Genomic DNA, 18,156 nt, shown 5'->3' with positions numbered 1-18,156 from the left:
TTTAAATTCATGAGAGTTTCATTTCTGATTCACACATTTACTATTATTTTAATGTAAAATAATAAAAGTGAAGTATTGTACAAACAAAATTAAGGAGGATATTAATGTCTGAAGAAAAAAATCCAAAAGAAAATACATTAGATGAAATTAAAAAGTCACATAATGTAAGTTCTAAAAAAGATGATGTGTCAGGTGAAAAGAATACTGATAACAAAGTCAAAAAAAGAGAAATAAAACTAAGTAACAAAACACTTAAAGCAGTTGTAGCAATTGTTGCAGTAGGAGTTATATGTTTAGGTGGAGGTTATGTCTTTGGCAAAGAAGCTGGGAGAAAGTTGCCAGCCACTTCAAAGCACTATAATAGCAATGAAGTAGTGGCTACTATTGGGGATAAAAAAATAACAGGTGAGATGTTAAGAAAAAGAATGGAGCCATTATTTTTCTTAAATGCAAAAACTACTATGAGTGATGATGAAATACGTTCATATGAATCAAATATGATTGAAACTATGATTACATCTGATATATTATCTACTGAAGCAGCAAAAGAAAAAGTAAGTATAACTAATGATGAACTAGATGCTCAATATAACAATTTAATGACTAATATAGAATCTGCAATGGGCATGACTAAAGAAGAATTTTTAAAACAGTTTGGTTTGACTGAAAAGTATATAAAAGAGGATATGAAAAAAGAACTAGTAGCATCAAAATACTTAAGTGAAAAAGCAAAAGTGACTGATAAAGAAGCTGAGAATTATTATGATAAAAACAAGAGCAATTATTTACAAGTTAGAGCTTCACATATTTTAATAAAAACTGTTGATAATAAAGGTAAAAAAGTGAGTGATAGTAAAAAAGCTGAACTTAAAAAAGAAGCTGAAGAAATACTTAAAAAGGCGCAAGCTGGAGAAGACTTCGCTACTCTAGCTAAAAAGTATTCTGAAGATAGTAGTGCAGAGTCAGGTGGAGATTTAGGATTCTTTGGAAAAGGTCAGATGGTGGAGTCTTTTGAAAAAGCTGCATTTGCATTGAAAAAAGATGAAATATCTAGTAAACTTGTAGAAAGTGATTATGGATATCATATAATTAAGAAAACAGATGAAAAATATCAACCATTTGAAGAAATAAAATCAGATTTAGTAAGTAGTTTAACATCAGAAAAACAAAATTTACTTATAAACAATTTAAAAGAAAAATATAAAGTTGAAATTACAGATAAATATCAAATGAAAGCTAAACAATAAATTAAGTCAATTTACTAAAAAAAGAAAATTTTGATATATAGATAAAAGCTATTTTTGTTCTCATATAGAGAATTTAAAATAGCTTTTGTTATTTTAAAATAAAAACAATTTATATATATGAATTGACAAAACAATAACTTGCAGAAAAATATTAATAAAAAATATTTTAGAGTTGAATTATTTAAATGAAAATAAATAAAAATCAAAAATATAAATATTAAATGAATTAAATATTAAAGATATTATTTAAATATATATATATTACTGTTTTTGATTGAAAATGCTGGAAAAATAATATTTTTCATAATTTTAAAAATAATAATAAAAAAATGAAAATACTGATGATAATCTATTGAGTAAACATAGAAAAGATGATATTATAAGTATGTACTAAAATGATTAAAGTAATCTTAGTACTAAATTTAACTATAAAAACAATGAGGGGGCGTTTTTTTATGTCAAATACAGAAAGCGTATCTAAAAAAGGTGGTCATCCGAAGAGTTTTTGGCTTATTTGCATGACAATTTTATGGGAGAGATTTAGTTATTATGGTTTAACAGCTTTATTGGTATTATTTTTTACAGCAAGTATTGCTCAAGGTGGTTTAGGCCTTTCTACACAAGAAGCAACATCTATGTTTGGACTGTTTACAGGTCTTATATATCTTACACCATTAGTCGGTGGCTGGTTAGCAGATAAAGTTTTAGGTCAACAAAAATGTATTTCTATAGGTGCACTTTTAATAGCAATAGGAGATTTTGTACTATTTGCTTCATCAACATCTATTGCAATGGTTTGGGTAGGCCTATCAATAATCATTTTAGGAAATGGTTTTTTCAAATCAAGTTGTTCAAATATAGTTGGGGATATATATCCTAAGACTGATGTATCGAGAAAGGATGCAGCATACAGTTTATTCTATATGGCAGTAAATGTAGGAGCATTTATAGCTCCAATAATATGTGGGCTGCTTTCTGATAATGTCTTTGCAGTAAGAGGAGCAAGTGGAGATATAGTATCTTATGGATATAAGATGGCATTTTTAATTTGTGGTATAGGTATGATGTTAGGTATGATTATATTTACACTTCTTGCACCAAAATTACTAAATGAAATTGGAAAACATCCTGTTACTAAAGGAAATAAAGGCGAAAAAATTGAGTATGGACCACTTACTAAGTTGGAGAAAAATAGGATAATAGCAATGGTTGTTTTGTTTTTATTTGTGGTCTTATTCTGGACAGCATACTATCAAACACAAAGTTCATTTATGATTTATGTAAGGGACAATGTAAATAGAACTCTATTTGGATTTGAAATGCCAGTAGCATGGCTTACATCATTAAATGCTATATTATGTGTAGCTTTGTGCCCAGTATTAGCTACTTTATGGGTTAAATTATCTAATACCAAAAGAGGTGATTTTTCTATTCCAGTTAAAATGGGATTAGGAATGATAATAATGGGTATTGGTTTTATAGTGATGGTATTTGCTACATTAGCTAATGGTCCAAATGGAATGGTAAAGGCTAGCATGTTGTTTATAGTGGTGACTTATATATTTACAACAGTAGGTGAACTATTTTTGTCTCCTATAGGACTTGCGATGTTTAATAAATTAGCTCCAGCTAAATATGCTACATTATCTATGGGAGCATGGTATCTAACAAGTTTCTTTGCGAGTTTATTATCAGGAAAGATTGCTGGTTTTACAGCTACACTTGGTTTTCTACAGATATTTGGAGGAATAGCCTCAGTATTAATAATCTTTGGTTTAATATTGTTAGGAATAAGAAATATATTAACAAAATTGATGGCTATGGATTTACTAACAAAAGAAGAATAATTCATACAGAATTAGTGAAAATAAAGGAAATTACATTTAAATATAAAATAAAAATGTAATTTCCTCTTTAATTATGAAAAAAAGCTTTACACAGATACATAATATAATTAAAATTATAATTGTGATAATTAGAGTGTATAAGATTTATATAAATTATAAGAAAAATATTTATGTAATAAACTTTACATACTTATATATTTAGTTATTCAAACTATTATTTTGAGGAGGTCTTGTTGTGAATATAAAAGACAGATTAAGTGAATTAAGAAGACTTATGGAAGAAAAAAATATAGATGCCTATATGATTCCATCTTCTGATAATCATCAAAGCGAATATGTAGGAGATTACTTTAAATCAAGAGAATTTATATCAGGATTTAATGGTTCAGCTGGTACAGTTATTGTTACTAAAGATGAAGCCGGATTATGGACAGATGGAAGATATTTCATACAGGCAGAGTCTCAATTAGAAGGAAGTACAATAAAATTATTTAAAATGGGACAAGAAGGTTGCCCAACTACAGATGAATATTTATATACAAATATTCCTGAGGGTGGAACTTTAGGGTTTGATGGTAGAGTTATAAGTGCTAGAGAAGGAGCTACATTAGCTGAAAAATTATCTAAAAAAGGAATAAAGGTAGAATACCAATATGATTTAATAGACAGTGTATGGAAAGATAGACCTGCTTTATCAGACAGTAAAGCATTCTTATTGGATGTTAAATATTGTGGAGAAAGTTTTAGCTCAAAACTAAGTAGGTTAAGAGAAAAAATGAGTGAAAAAGGGACTTCTACTCATGTAATAACTACTCTTGATGATATAGCATGGCTATTTAATATAAGAGGTGGAGATGTTAAATACAATCCAGTTGTACTTTCTTATGCATTAATAACTTTAAAAGAAGTTTACCTATTTGTTGATGAAAGCAAATTAAATGAAGAAATATTAACTGAACTAGCCAAAGAGAATGTTCAAATAAAGCCATATAATGATGTATATGAATTTGTAAAATCTATAGACAAAGCTGAAAAAGTTTTAGTAGATGGAACTAAACTTAATTATGCGATTTACAATAATATACCTTGTGAAGTTGAGAAGGTTGATGAGTTTAATCCAGTAATGTTCTTTAAAGCACAAAAAAATGAGACAGAATTAGAAAATATAAGAAACTCACACATTAAAGATGGTGTAGCTTTCACTAAATTTATGTACTGGTTAAAGCAAAATGTAGGTAAAATGGATATAACTGAAATAAGTGCTACTGAAAAATTAGAAAACTTAAGAAGAGAACAAGAAGGTTTCTTTGAGCCAAGTTTTAATACAATTGCTGCATATAAAGAGCATGCAGCTATGATGCATTATAGTGCTACTCCAGAATCAAATTATAAATTAGAAGCTGAAGGATTATTCTTAGTAGATTCAGGTGGACAATATTATGATGGAACTACTGATATAACTAGAACTACAGTATTAGGACCTATAAGTGATGAATTAAAACTACACTTTACTTCTGTAGCAAGAGGTATGATAAATCTTTCTAAAGTTAAGTTTTTACATGGTTGTAGAGGATATAACTTAGATATATTATCTAGAAGTTGTATGTGGAATATGGGAATAGATTATCAATGTGGAACTGGACATGGTATAGGATTTGTGTTAAATGTTCATGAAGCACCAAATGGATTTAGATGGAGAGTAGTACCTGAAAGATTTGATAGTGCAGTTCTTGAAGAAGGAATGGTAACTACTAATGAACCAGGTATATATATAGAAGGATCTCATGGTATAAGAACAGAGAATGAAATAGTAGTTAGAAAAGCTGAAAAGAATTTCTATGGTCAATTTATGGAATTTGAAGTTGTTACATTAGCTCCTATTGATTTAGATGGTATAGTTCCAGAATTAATGAATCAAGATGAAAAAGATTATTTAAACTGGTATCATAAGTTAGTTTATGATAAAATATCTTCTTTCTTAACTGATGAAGAAAGAGAATGGTTAAAAGTGTACACTAGAGCGATATAGTTTATAATTAAATATAATAAAAAATCGAGGTATTATGTATCTCGATTTTTTATTATATTTTTTATTCAATTTAGAAAAAGTTTTTAATTTGATAATTCTACTAATTTTTTGTTCATTATAAATAATATAATTCCAAACAGTAATAAAAATGATGGTATTACTATGAATACTTGTAGCATACCAAGTTGGTCTATAATAGCTTGTGTATAGCCAGATAATTTATTTGCTGCAAATTTACCTAAAAACCAAACTCCCATTAGAAATGAAATATATTTTTCAGGTGAAAGTTTATTTACCATACCATATCCAACTGGAGAAAAGCAAATTTCTCCTATACTTTGGAATGTTAAAAATCCAACTACCCAAAATACACTTGCTTTATGAATAGAATTAGGGTCTGTTCCTGTTTGCATAACTGCTACTATCATGAATAAAAATGCTATAGCTAATAGTATAAATCCTAGACTCATCTTCCTAGGTACACTTAAATCACCTTTTTTAGTTTGAGATAGTTTTACCCATACTAGAGCAGATATAGGCCCAAGAATGACACAAAGAAGACCATTGTATGAGTCTATCCATGAAGTTGGAATTTGAAAATTTCCAACAGCAAGGTTTATGTGCTCTTTTGTATATAAAGCAATAGACATAGAGGCTTGATTGTATGCTATCCAAAAAAATACTGTAAAGAAAGCTAAGACTAATATTACTGCTATTCTTTTTTTCTCAATCAAAGTTAATGGTTTTGAAGCTAACATCTTCTTATATTCAAGTGATTTTTTTATAGATTCTCTTCCATTATTGAATTCATTATTTAAAGATTTATAAAATTTTTTATTACCAACTATAAAGAATAATAAACCTATTAAAACAGTAATTGATGAAAATAAGAACACATATCTATAGCCATACATACTTATAGAAGCACCAGTTTTCATAGCAAACCATTCATTAGCAACTAAACCACATACTAAAGGTCCAAATAATGTTCCTAAATTAGTGGCCATATATGTAATAGAGAAAGCACCATCTTTTCTTGGATCATCATTAGTATATAGATTCCCAACTAAAGTGTGTAGGTTTCCTTTATAAAAGCCTATTCCTAATCCAGATAAGAATATCATGCTGTTTATATCCATTTTACTATCCGCTAAATATCCTAAAAAATAACCAATTGAGACCATTATCATTCCAAGTATAATACAGTTCTTGGGTCCTAAAAATCTATCGCTGACCCATCCACCAATAACTGGAGAAAAATAAGTCCATGCCAAAAAAGATGCAAGCATTGATGCTGATTCTGCTGGTGTTAATCCTAGACCACCTTTGGATACTTGTTCAGCTAAAAATAATAATAATACCAACTTCATACCATAGTATGCAAGTCCCACAAAGGTAAATATTGAACAACAGAAATATAAATCCTTAGGTTGTTTAAGTTTTTCTTGAGTTTTTGAAACTGACATATGTACAGAACCTCCAGATAAAAAATTTAACAAAAATTTCCCATACTATATGAGTATATGTTTTTTTGTTAGAGACGTCAACTTATGAGACAATTTAATTAAATTGCAATATATGTAAAAATAGTATCATTTTTGTATATTCAGTAATATTTTTTTATGAGAATATATGTTATTATTATATTAAAATACAACATATTATGGAAAGGATATGCCAATTTAGTAGTTAGATTGATTGTTTGGCAGGTGGGATGAGCTATGATAAGAAAGAAATCTGAATTACAAGTAGAAGTAAAAGAAAATTTGAATGGTGGTATTGGAAAAGTTAGGCTTGAAAATATAATACAAAATGAAGAGCTTAAAGGAAAAGGAAGACTATTTAAAAGAATAGCTTTACCAGCAGGAAGTTCAATTGGTGTGCATGACCATACAACGGATTTTGAAGTATACTATATATTAAAAGGAAAAGGGAAAGTATTTGATAATGGGGAGTTTATAGAAGTTAATGAGGGTGATGTAGTGTATACAGCTGATGGCGCAAAACATTCTATAGAAAATATAGGAGAAGAAGAACTTGAATTTGTAGCACTAGTTTTATATATGTAAATTATGGAGGAGAAGTCATGACAAGCAAGATAGAAGAAATTAAAGACAAGATAAATAGATTTTGCAACTCCAATTTGAATCAAGAATATAAAGATATAAGTTTTAAAATTTTGCAAAACCTTTTAGATAATAGCAAAGATACAATTCATTCTTCTAGAGCTGACATATGGTCTTCAGCTATACTAAATATAGTTTTGGAGCAAAATCTTTTATATAATAAGAAGCATCCATTACATATAACAAAAAAAGAATTTTCAAAACAAATAGGTGTTTCTTTAAACACTATAAATAATAAATCAGCTTTGATAAAGGAAGTTTGTAGTATTGACTTTTTAAATCAAGATACTATAGCTATTTCTAATGTAGAATTTTGGGTGAAAGAGACGAATTCTAAATCCAAGTCTATAGATTTAGATTTAGAAAAGAAGAAAATATTGTATAAAAGATATATTAAGCTATCACAAGATGCTAATAGTAATATTGAATCAATTAGATATATGGAAGAAGCTGTAAATATAGGGAAAAGCATGATTACTAAAGAAGATAAAGAGCTTGGATTTTGGAAAGGCCTATCTACTAGAGCCTATATGATAGCACTTGAATCTATTGCTAGGAAGCTAGAAAGTATTGATAACTTAAATGAGTCAAAAAAAGTACTAGAGTATTTAATATCAATTAATCCTAATGATGAGCAAGGAATAAGATATAAGCTGTTAAATATATTGATTAGATTAAATGATAGAACTTCAATAAATAAATTATTTGAACTTTATAAAGAAGAAAAGTCTGCTACATGGATGTACAGTAAAGCTCTTTATTACTTTAAAAATAAAAGTATGTTTTTAGCAAATGACTCTATTAAGGTTGCTAAAAGTAAAAATAAATATATCGGATTATATTTGTTAGATTGGCGAAATGCTTTTGGTAGAGAATTTGTTACAGAAGAAGAAAAGGCTGAAGCTGTATATTACTATGATGAAAATATAGTTCTTTGGAATGATGTTAAAGGTTCAATAGATTGGTTATTAAAAAAGATGTTGGAATTTTCATAAAAAAAACTACTCCTTACTTTTATAAAAGTAAAAGGAGTAGTTTTTAATTTATACATCTAGTTTTAAATCTCCTGGTTTTATTAATCCTTTTTTTCTCATAAATTCTGAAATTAATAGAGTTACAATAGCAGGAAGTATAAAGTTAAGTAAAAGTATACCAACCCACATAGTTATACCTCCTTTTCCAACACTTTGCATAGCAGTTACTGTTCCAAATTGGCCAACCAATCCACAAGTACCCATACCAGAACCAATAGGAATATTCTCCATTTTAAATATTGTTGTAGATAATGGTCCAAGTAATATTGAAGCAACAGTAGGTGGTATCCAAATTTTCCAATTTTTTATTATGTTGGGAACTTGAAGCATGGATGTACCAAGCCCTTGTGCAACCAGACCACCTACACCGTTTTCTCTAAAGCTCATAACAGCGAAACCTATCATTTGGCAACAACAACCAACAGTTGCTGCTCCACCAGCAAGACCACCTAAACTAAGCATCATACAAATAGCTGCACTACTTATAGGTAATGTAAGAGCTATACCAACAAGTGCAGAGACTAGAGCTCCCATTATTATAGGTTGCATAGTTGTAGCTTGCATTATTATGTTTCCAAATGAAGTCATAAATGCAGAAACAGCAGGACCAATAAGTTGAGCTACAAGTACTCCAATTAATATTGTTACAGCAGGTGTAACCAATATATCTACTTTTGTTTCTTTTGAAACTAATTTTCCAATCTCTACAGCAAAAAGTGTAGCAACAAATGCTCCAACAGGACCGCCTAATTCGTTACCACAAGCGCCAACAAGTGCACAAGAAAACAGTACAAGTGGAGGTGCTTGAAGCCCATATGCAATAGCCACTGCTATGGCTGGACCCGTAACCTGTTTAGCAAGAGGGCTTATAACTTCAGTAAAAAGAGAAATATTGAAGTTGTCTCCTAATGTGTTAAAAATTGTTCCAATTAAAAGGGAAGAAAAAAGACCGAGTGCCATGTAACTTAACGCATCAATAAGATACCTTTGAACAGAAATTTCAATGTTTTTTCTTTTAGCAAATGATTTGAAATCTTTTTTTTTGTAATTGATTTCCAATTTAAAGTCCTCCTCATATAATACAAGTATAAATTTCTTTTGAATTAATTATATAACTTTTTAGCTGACAAGACAAATGTTATTTCACTAAAATTAGACTATTGTAATAGTAAGAAATTAACACTAATTTTAGTTTTAAATTTTAAATTTATGGTTTATAATTAGTATAGGGATATTCTGAAATATAATAATTTTCCAGTTTATCCCAATATTTAACTTAGGTAGATTGCTTACAAAACAAATGATTATATATTAGGCTAAAGGAAGTGGATAGATGAGATTTGTAGAAAATAAGAAATACAGAAAAATTGCCATAATTATATCTATTCCTATATTGCTTGTTGCGCAGTACTACCTTTTTAAATTTGGAATACTTAGACCAATGGTAAAGGGAGTAGAAATCGAAATTGTAGATGGGGAATATGTTAAAGATTTAGATAAGTATGTAGTAAAATTAAATGAAACAGTTACTTTGTCTACTGGCGAATATATCAAGGTTCCTTCATATGCTAAAGACCCAAATATTTGGTTTAATGTGTTGGATAATTCAGGGACTTTAAAAATAGATGGAAATAAGATGACAGCATTAAAGGTTGGGTATTCTTCTGTGGGTATTATGAAAAATTCAAGAGTGTTAAAAAAGGCTACTATAAAAGTAGTAGACCCAGAAGTAGAGTCACTAGATATGGAGATTAATGGGGATTTAAAACATGTTGGTGATAGTGCTACTATAGAAAGTACAATAGAGGTTGATTATGATAAATTTAAAAAATCATATAAGCCTATTTATAAGAGTAGTAATGAAGATGTCTTAGAAATTAAAGGAAATACAGTAAGTGCAGTTGGAGTTGGAAAAGCTACAATATATGCTAAGTGTGGAAATAAAGAGGTAGAGAGAACATTTAGAATTCAAGCCAGAGTTGCTGAAATAAATATGAATGATGTAAAAATAGAAGTTGACCAAAATGAAAAATTAAAACCAGATATAATAACTTCTCCACTTGGTTTAGAGCCACCAAAAATATATTATGAGTTAGCAGATTCAAAATTACCTGTAGAAAGAGCGATAAGTCTAAGTGGTGATGGTAATATTGTAGGACTTAGAGAAGGTAAGGAAAGAGTAAGGATAACTTGTGGAGATAAATCTAAAATAATAACTGTAACAGTAGTTAAAGAAACTATAACGAATGACTATATACAAAATTTAGTGGGTTCACATAAAATAGTAAATAATAAAGTTATTATTAAGCTTGAGTGGGATTATATGAAAGATGTCTTTGATTATGATATATATCTTAAAGATAAATTATCAGGAGAATCATTTAAGAAAATCAAATCTATAACTATAAATGAAAGTGATTTAGGAAAATCACAAAAAGTATATGCTACAATAGAAGTGGATATAAAAGACAATCAAAATTTAGATTTTGATATTTATGTTGTAGGTAAGAAAGATTCGGATACAACTAAGCCAAGTAATGTAATAAATATTACTAATGGAAATGGAAATTCAAATAATGATAATAATATTCAAGATATGAAAGTAGAAAACATATCAGCTAATGTTGATAGAGAGAATAATGTTATTAGAGTGAACTGGAGTAGTGTATCTCATAAGGGTTGTACCTATAGTATATATGTAAAAAATAATACTAATGGAGAGGGAGACTTTACACTGTATCAAAGTGATATACAAGGTAATGAGCATACTATAAATATACCAGAAGGAGATTTAAATATGGATATTTATGTTGTTGCAAATTACGATGGAAAAAGTTCTCAAAATAGTGATGTTATAAATGTAAGATAGATTTGTATACAAATTAAGAGTATAAAGTTTGTGATTTATTGAAAAATTACATTAAAAAAAGAGGATGGTATGATGATAATCATACTATCCTTTTTTTATATATAGGAATTTCAAGTTTTTAGTGTAAGAAATATTTTTTATTAATTGATATAATCTTAAATTGACTTTAATGCAGCTTCTATTGCATGTATTAGTGTTGTATCAAATAGTGGAATAGAAGTATCATTTTGTTTGATTAGAAGACCTATTTCTGTACATCCTAATATAATGCCATCTACACCTTGCTTACCAAATTTATCTATAATAGATAAGAAAGCTTTCTTTGAAGACTCAGATACAATTCCTACACAAAGTTCATTAAATATTGTGTTGTTTACTATTATACGGTCTTCTTCATTTGGAACCAAGACTTCAATTCCATTATTAATAATTATGTCTTTATAAAAATCTTGTTCCATTGTATATTTAGTACCCAATAAAGCTACTTTTTTTATTTCTTTTTCCTTCAATACTTCAGCGGTTACATTTGCTATATTTATTAATGGGATATGTATCTTTTCTTGTATTTTATCTGCTACTTTGTGCATAGTATTAGTACATATAACAATAAAATCTGCACCTGCATTTTGCAATTTAATTGCAGCATCAGATAGAATTTTGGCACTTTTTTCCCAATTTCCACTAGACTGGCATTCTTCAATTTCTTGAAAATCTACACTGTAAAGTATACACTTAGAAGAATGTAGTCCACCTAATCTTTCTTTTATTACTGTATTAATAACTTGGTAATATGTAATGGTACTTTCCCAACTCATTCCACCAATTAAGCCTATAGTCTTCATATTTATACCTCTCTTATTATGTTTATTTTGAAATAGCTATTTACAAATACAAGTATAGCATCTAAAATATAAGCATACAATAATAAAATTGTATGGAGGACAATTATACTAAAAGGAGCAATTATATGCCGATAAATTCATTTGAAAACTATCCTATGACATGGAAGCCAAAATTAAATAATCGAAAACCACCAATATATAAAACTTTGGCAATGTTATTAGAAGAAGATATTAAAACAGGAAATTTAAATCCTGGAGATAAGTTACCTCCACAACGAGAGTTAGCAGATTTTCTTGATTTAAATTTGAGTACAATAACACGAGCATTTAAACTTTGTGAAGAAAAGGGACTGATATGTGCAAAAGTGGGAAAAGGAACTTTTATTTCTTCGGATGTAAATGTAAGTAATACATTATTATATCAGACACAATCAAAAGATATAATTGAACTAGGTACAGTACATCCTCCTTATGAGCAAAATACATATATTATCGATTTTATTAAAAATGTATTAAAACAGCCAGAGATGGATAGGTTTTTGCAATACATGTCTCCATCTGGTACATATATGCAAAAAAAATCAATTGCAAAATGGCTAGAAAGAAATAATGTATACACTAGTGAAGAAAACATACTACTATCTACAGGTGGTCAGAATGCTATATGTGCAACTTTATTAGGACTATTTAAAGCTGGTGATAGAATTGCTACAGATTCTTTGAGTTTTTCTGGAATTAAATCGATAGCTAAAATGATAGGAATTCATTTGATTCCAATTCCTCAGGAAAATAATGAAATGTCAATAGAATCTCTTGAAAGTTATTGTAAAAATGAAAATATAAAAGGCATATATCTTATACCAGACTATCATAATCCGACAACGCATTCTATGTCTAATCTGTCTCGTAAAAAAATAGCAGAGATAGTAAAAAAGTATAATATAATAATTATTGAAGATGCAATAAATAGTATTCTTAGACCTAATATACAAACTCCCATATTTTCTTTAGCTAGTGATAATACCGTATATATTTTTAGTACATCTAAATTTTTATGTGCTGGTCTTAGAGTAGCATTTGTAGTTGCTCCAAAAGGCTATATGGAAAATCTAGAAAATGCACTATATAATATGAACCTAATGGTTTCTCCATTTACAGCGGAAATAGTACACCGTCTACTTTATTCTCCTATTATAGATAAAATTATAGAAGAGAAAAAAGAAGAGATTGTAAAAAGAAATGAAGTTGCTGATAAAATTTTATCAGATTATAACTTAATTGGTGATAAAAATTGTAGTTTTCGTTGGTTACTTCTTCCTGATGAATTAGATGGAAAATCATTTGAAATATGTGCAAAAAATCTGGGAGTTCAAGTATATTGTGCTGAACGTTTTTCTGTTGGTAATTCTACAGTGCCAAAAGCAATTCGTATTTGCGTAACAGCTCCAAAAGATATAGAAGAATTGGAAAAAGGCCTGAATATAATAAAATCACTTCTTAAGAGTCAGAGCTATTTTACTATGAATTTAATTAAATAAACAAAAAAGCGGAGAAATTTATTATAATAAACCTCCGCTTTTATTATTTAATGAAATACTTTACTTTCTATTAAAATTTTAACTTCAATAATCTTGAAAATATAATCGTTTTATGGTAAAATAATTCTTAAAAATAGAAAAAAATAATCATTTGTTAAAAAAAATGCATAATATATTGTAATTTATTGACGAAAGTGGAAAAATATTCATAAATGCACAAAATAACAGAAAAAATGCAAAAATAAGTTCAATTTCATTTGTTATAAAATCTATATGGCAAAGTTAAATCTGCCTATCAGAATGATATAAACACATCAGAAAGGAGGATGCTATCAAATAATATGAGTAGTTAACTTTGATAGCGAAGAATTATGAATGAACAAACTAGAATATCCTTAGAGAGAGCTGCTGAACTAAAATCAAAAATTGATGATTATATTCAGGCTAGAAAAACGATTAACAGAGGGCTTGAAAAAGAAGAAGAGATAAATAAACGAAAACAGAAAATATTAAATTTATTAAATGGAACAGAAGAGGATTGGAACAACTACAAATGGCAATTATCAAATAGAATAACAGATGTAGATACTTTATCAAAGGTTATAACTTTAACTAAAAAAGAAAAAGAATATATAAGAGAAGTTGGTACACAGTTTAGATGGGCTATATCCCCGTATTATTTGAGTCTGATAGATCCAGAAGATATCTGCGACCCAATAAAATTACTGTCTATACCAACACATATAGAATTGGAAGATGAACAAGAAGATTTAGACCCAATGGGAGAAGAGTACACAAATCCAGCAGGATGTATAACAAGAAGATATCCAGATAGACTAATAATAAATGTAACAAACGAGTGTGCTATGTATTGTAGACACTGTCAAAGAAGAAGAAATATTGGTCAACAAGATTCTCATAAGTCAAAAGCTATTATACAAGAATCTATAGACTATATTAGAGAAAATGAAGAAATAAGAGATGTGTTGGTGACTGGAGGAGATGCTCTCACATTAAAAGATGATTATTTAGAATGGATTCTTAGTCAACTTAAAGAAATACCACATGTTGATTATGTTAGATTAGGAACTAGAACTCTTGTTACAATGCCACAAAGAATTACAGATGAATTTTGTAATATGCTAAAAAAATATCATCCTATATATATAAATACACATTTTAATCATCCAATGGAAATAACAAAAGAGTCTAAAGAAGCTTGTGAAAAACTAGCAAATGCAGGAGTTCCATTAGGAAATCAAGCAGTGTTATTGAATGGTATAAATAATGATAAATTTGTAATGAGATGTTTAAATCAAGAATTGTTGAAAATAAGAGTAAAGCCATATTATATATTCCAAAGCAAACATGTAAAGGGAACAAAACATTTTAACACATCAGTAGATGATGGTCTTGAAATAATGGAATATCTGAGAGGATACACATCAGGAATGGCTATACCAACATATATAGTTAATGCTCCAAAAGGAGGAGGAAAAACTCCTTTACTGCCACAATACCTTGTATCAAAAGGAACGGATTATGTTATGCTTAGAACATGGGAAGGTAAAGTTGTAAAAATGGAAGATGAACCTGCTGTAGATATAAAGAAACTTATAAAAGAGCAAGCTCAGGATTAATAAATATTTGAATTGCAAAAAAAAGAAACAACTTTAAAATAAAAATAAAATGGATGCTAAATTTATACTAATTTGCATCCATTTTTTATTAGTTATTTATTATTTTGTTGTTGATTAACTAATTCAAGGTATCCACTTGGGTGGAAGTAATATATCTCAGAAGTATTTTCATTTACAAAGTAACCAATGTCACCATCTGCATCTGGTAAAAATACATAACCATTAAGATTTTTAGCTTTTAATGCTTCGAAATCACTAGCATTTCCTTGATATATGTAATCAACTTCATTGTTGTATTTTACTAAAAGTTCTTTAGCTTGTTCTTGAGTCAACTTAGTATTTTGGCTTACAGGAACATTCTTTTGAGAATCAGCATAAGAAGATTCATTCACTGGTGCAGTTAATAACAAACAAGATAAAACTAATAAAGATATAAGTGCTTTTTTCATACTAAAACCCTCTTTCATGTTTAATTATATAAGATTCATTACTTAATAATATTGTATGTTTCCTATAATTAAATATTACCATTAAAGAGAATAATATTACAGTTACACAGCTGTAACCTTTGATTACAAAATCGTAATTAAATTGTATTTTTATTCCATTTGTATTTTATCATGTCTACGATTTACAAATTCACAGAAATATATCTTTATAACACCCATTACAGGGGCTGATAGAATCATACCAGGTATACCAAAGAATCCTCCTCCAACAGTAACTGCTAGTATTGTGAAAAATGGACTAAGACCTAGTTGTCCACCCACGATTTTTGGTTCTATAAATGTAACTTCAACTTGTTGAATTATTATTAAATAAATTAAGGAAGTTAATGCAGTTGTTGGATTAGAAAATAAATTAATTATTACAACTGGTGCCATACCTATTACTGGACCGAAATATGGAACCATATTCATAACACCCATAAGTGTACCAAATAACAGTGCATATTCAGATTTTAAAAAGTAAAGACCAATTCCAGAAAGTACTCCAACTATGAAAGAATCTAGAATCTTGCCTGTAAAGTATTTACCAATATTCAAGTTCAAGCTCTGGCATAGTTCTATTATAAAATCTCCATACTTTTTACCCAAAGAAATATAAACTATCTTCTTTGTAAATAATAAGAATTTTTCTTTTTCTAATAATATATAGAAACAAATTATAAAACCTAAAAGAAATTGTACTATAAATTTTCCGACAGAGAATGTAGTACTAAATATTCCTCCAAGTGAGCCAATAAGTAAGTTACTAAACTTAGGCATTACGCTCATAATTTTGTCGCCATATTCTTTTAATGTATTAGGGTCTACTGATTGTAAACTTTTGCCTAAATCAAATAGGAACTGTTCTGTTTTATTTATATATGTAGGAACCTGAGATACCAAATCTGCTAAACTATTTACTATGGATGGAACTGTAAATAATATAAAGGCAATTAGTATAACTATGAGTACACCATAAGTAAGAAATAATGAATATATTCTCTTAAAATTTAGTTTACTTTCCAAAAACTTTACTAATGGATTGAATATATATGCTAACACAAATGCTATTATAAATGGTGTTAGTAGTGACATTAATAGACTTACCATTCCAAAGAAGTATTTATAGTTATCAATAACTTTAATTAAGATATATGAAACAACTACTGTAAGTACAATGTTTAAATAAATTTTTTTATCTTGCAAAACAACACAACCTTTCTTATATTTGTTAAATTTAAATATATCTAAATTTAAGCTCAAGTTAATATTTATAGCTTATTATACAATAAAAAGCAGTATTAATATAGTATGATTAATATGAAATTATAAATACATTAAAATTCTATATTTATGATTAAAAATGACTAAAATTAATTAAGTTATATTTAAATATAACTTAATTCTAAAAAAAATGATATTTTGATTAAAGTAAGTTTATTAAATTAGAATTTTGTGTAAGACGTTATCTTTTCATGTTTTTTTAAATATATATTTCATTTAATTATGACAAATAAAGATAAAATTTAAATATTTTAGAGGTAATTTTACTTGGATATAGAATTTTAGAATAATACTATACAAATGTACTGTGTTATTATTTTTTAACAAAAAATAGTAATATAGTCTATGTACATTTAGAAAATTATTGTTTAAAAGGAGTAGAACTTATGATAAAAAAAGAAATAGGCAATTTTAAAGGTACTAGTGATTATGTGGTATCACCAGAATTAATGGCATCAGTTAATGTTGCTATTGCTCTTGAAAAACCACTTTTGATTAAAGGAGAGCCTGGAACAGGTAAGACCATGCTTGCACAAGCGATTTCAAATGAACTAAAAAAAGATTTAGTAATTTGGAATATAAAGTCAACTACAAAAGCTCAAGATGGTCTTTATGTATATGATACTGTTCAAAGACTCTATGACAGTCAGTTTGGGGGAGAAGGAGTAGATGATATTAGTAAGTACATAAAATATGGAAAATTAGGAGAGGTATTTAGTTCAAATCAACAAGTAATTCTTTTAATAGACGAAATAGATAAAGCAGACTTAGAATTTCCAAATGACCTACTTTGGGAATTAGATAAAATGGAGTTTTACATAAATGAAACAAAAGAAACCGTAAAAGCTAAACAAAGACCTATAGTTATTATAACTTCAAATGCAGAAAAAGAACTTCCAGATGCATTTTTGAGAAGATGTATATTCCACTATATAGAATTTCCTGATAAAGAGATGATGGAAGAAATAGTAAAAGTACATTTCGATAAGGTAGAAGAACATCTATTAGAACAAGTAATGACCACTTTTTATTGGATTAGAAGTCTAAAAGAGATACAAAAGAAGCCTAGTACATCAGAATTAATAGACTGGATACAAGCATTAACTTTGAGTGGAATTCCTATTGAAAAAATAGAGAAAGAAGTTCCTTTTGCAGGAATACTACTTAAAAATAATGAGGATATTGAATCTATGCAAAGACGTTTATAGTTAA

At 28.2% G+C, this 18,156-nt stretch carries 14 protein-coding genes; 9 read left to right on the top strand and 5 right to left on the bottom strand.

Going from position 1 to position 18,156, the window contains the following annotated elements; all coding sequences use genetic code 11:
- The first annotated feature begins 104 nt into the window (after positions 1-104).
- The 3 genes from ACTG47_RS11930 to ACTG47_RS11920 all read left to right on the top strand — a co-directional run bounded on the left by ACTG47_RS11930 (position 105) and on the right by ACTG47_RS11920 (position 5,123).
- Positions 105-1,247 (top strand): peptidylprolyl isomerase, encoded by a 1,143-nt coding sequence (locus tag ACTG47_RS11930; protein WP_479924706.1) that lies wholly within the window; start codon positions 105-107, stop codon positions 1,245-1,247.
- 455 nt (positions 1,248-1,702) lie between these two features.
- The gene (locus tag ACTG47_RS11925) at positions 1,703-3,094 is read left to right on the top strand and encodes a peptide MFS transporter (protein ID WP_169465760.1); all 1,392 of its coding nucleotides are present in this window, start codon (positions 1,703-1,705) and stop codon (positions 3,092-3,094) included.
- A gap of 235 nt (positions 3,095-3,329) precedes the next feature.
- Positions 3,330-5,123 (top strand): aminopeptidase P family protein, encoded by a 1,794-nt coding sequence (locus ACTG47_RS11920; RefSeq protein ID WP_479924705.1) that lies wholly within the window; start codon positions 3,330-3,332, stop codon positions 5,121-5,123.
- Positions 5,124-5,206: 83 nt separating this feature from the next.
- On the opposite strand, the gene ACTG47_RS11915 is transcribed toward ACTG47_RS11920, so the two are convergent.
- Positions 5,207-6,589 (bottom strand): peptide MFS transporter, encoded by a 1,383-nt coding sequence (locus ACTG47_RS11915; protein WP_479924704.1) that lies wholly within the window; start codon positions 6,587-6,589, stop codon positions 5,207-5,209.
- A gap of 255 nt (positions 6,590-6,844) precedes the next feature.
- Here ACTG47_RS11915 and ACTG47_RS11910 point away from each other — a divergent pair, with 255 nt between their 5' ends.
- Both ACTG47_RS11910 and ACTG47_RS11905 read left to right on the top strand, forming a co-directional pair.
- Positions 6,845-7,192, top strand: a complete 348-nt coding sequence (locus tag ACTG47_RS11910; protein ID WP_021385151.1) for a cupin domain-containing protein — start codon at positions 6,845-6,847, stop codon at positions 7,190-7,192.
- A 17-nt stretch (positions 7,193-7,209) separates the two neighbouring features.
- Entirely contained in the window at positions 7,210-8,244 is a 1,035-nt protein-coding gene (locus tag ACTG47_RS11905; protein WP_479924703.1) for a DUF6398 domain-containing protein, read from the top strand.
- Positions 8,245-8,292: 48 nt separating this feature from the next.
- Here ACTG47_RS11905 and ACTG47_RS11900 read toward each other — a convergent pair whose 3' ends face one another.
- Entirely contained in the window at positions 8,293-9,342 is a 1,050-nt protein-coding gene (locus ACTG47_RS11900; RefSeq protein ID WP_479924702.1) for a PTS sugar transporter subunit IIC, read from the bottom strand.
- Between the two features lie 274 nt (positions 9,343-9,616).
- Between ACTG47_RS11900 and ACTG47_RS11895 the strand changes: the two genes are divergently transcribed.
- Positions 9,617-11,152, top strand: a complete 1,536-nt coding sequence (locus tag ACTG47_RS11895; protein WP_479924701.1) for a hypothetical protein — start codon at positions 9,617-9,619, stop codon at positions 11,150-11,152.
- Positions 11,153-11,307: 155 nt separating this feature from the next.
- Here ACTG47_RS11895 and ACTG47_RS11890 read toward each other — a convergent pair whose 3' ends face one another.
- Complete coding sequence (locus ACTG47_RS11890; protein WP_169465772.1) at positions 11,308-11,994, bottom strand: aspartate/glutamate racemase family protein; 687 nt, start codon at positions 11,992-11,994, stop codon at positions 11,308-11,310.
- 125 nt (positions 11,995-12,119) lie between these two features.
- Between ACTG47_RS11890 and ACTG47_RS11885 the strand changes: the two genes are divergently transcribed.
- Positions 12,120-13,532, top strand: coding sequence for an aminotransferase-like domain-containing protein (locus ACTG47_RS11885; RefSeq protein WP_479924700.1), 1,413 nt, complete (start codon positions 12,120-12,122; stop codon positions 13,530-13,532).
- A gap of 371 nt (positions 13,533-13,903) precedes the next feature.
- Positions 13,904-15,172 carry a glutamate 2,3-aminomutase gene (eam, locus tag ACTG47_RS11880; RefSeq protein ID WP_479924699.1) on the top strand — a complete coding sequence of 423 codons (1,269 nt, stop codon included), beginning with the start codon at positions 13,904-13,906 and terminating at the stop codon, positions 15,170-15,172.
- Positions 15,173-15,264: 92 nt separating this feature from the next.
- On the opposite strand, the gene ACTG47_RS11875 is transcribed toward eam, so the two are convergent.
- Both ACTG47_RS11875 and ACTG47_RS11870 read right to left on the bottom strand, forming a co-directional pair.
- Complete coding sequence (locus ACTG47_RS11875) at positions 15,265-15,621, bottom strand: hypothetical protein (RefSeq protein WP_009890447.1); 357 nt, start codon at positions 15,619-15,621, stop codon at positions 15,265-15,267.
- Between the two features lie 150 nt (positions 15,622-15,771).
- Positions 15,772-16,866, bottom strand: coding sequence for an AI-2E family transporter (locus tag ACTG47_RS11870; protein ID WP_479924698.1), 1,095 nt, complete (start codon positions 16,864-16,866; stop codon positions 15,772-15,774).
- A gap of 464 nt (positions 16,867-17,330) precedes the next feature.
- On the opposite strand from ACTG47_RS11870, the gene ACTG47_RS11865 reads away from it, so the two are divergent.
- Positions 17,331-18,152 (top strand): AAA family ATPase, encoded by an 822-nt coding sequence (locus ACTG47_RS11865; protein ID WP_479924697.1) that lies wholly within the window; start codon positions 17,331-17,333, stop codon positions 18,150-18,152.
- Positions 18,153-18,156 lie beyond the last annotated feature (4 nt).

This window comes from Clostridioides sp. LIBA-6622, assembly GCF_056716095.1.
The sequence above is the reverse complement of the archived record's forward strand: the minus strand, read 5'-3'. Positions and strand labels throughout refer to the sequence as shown.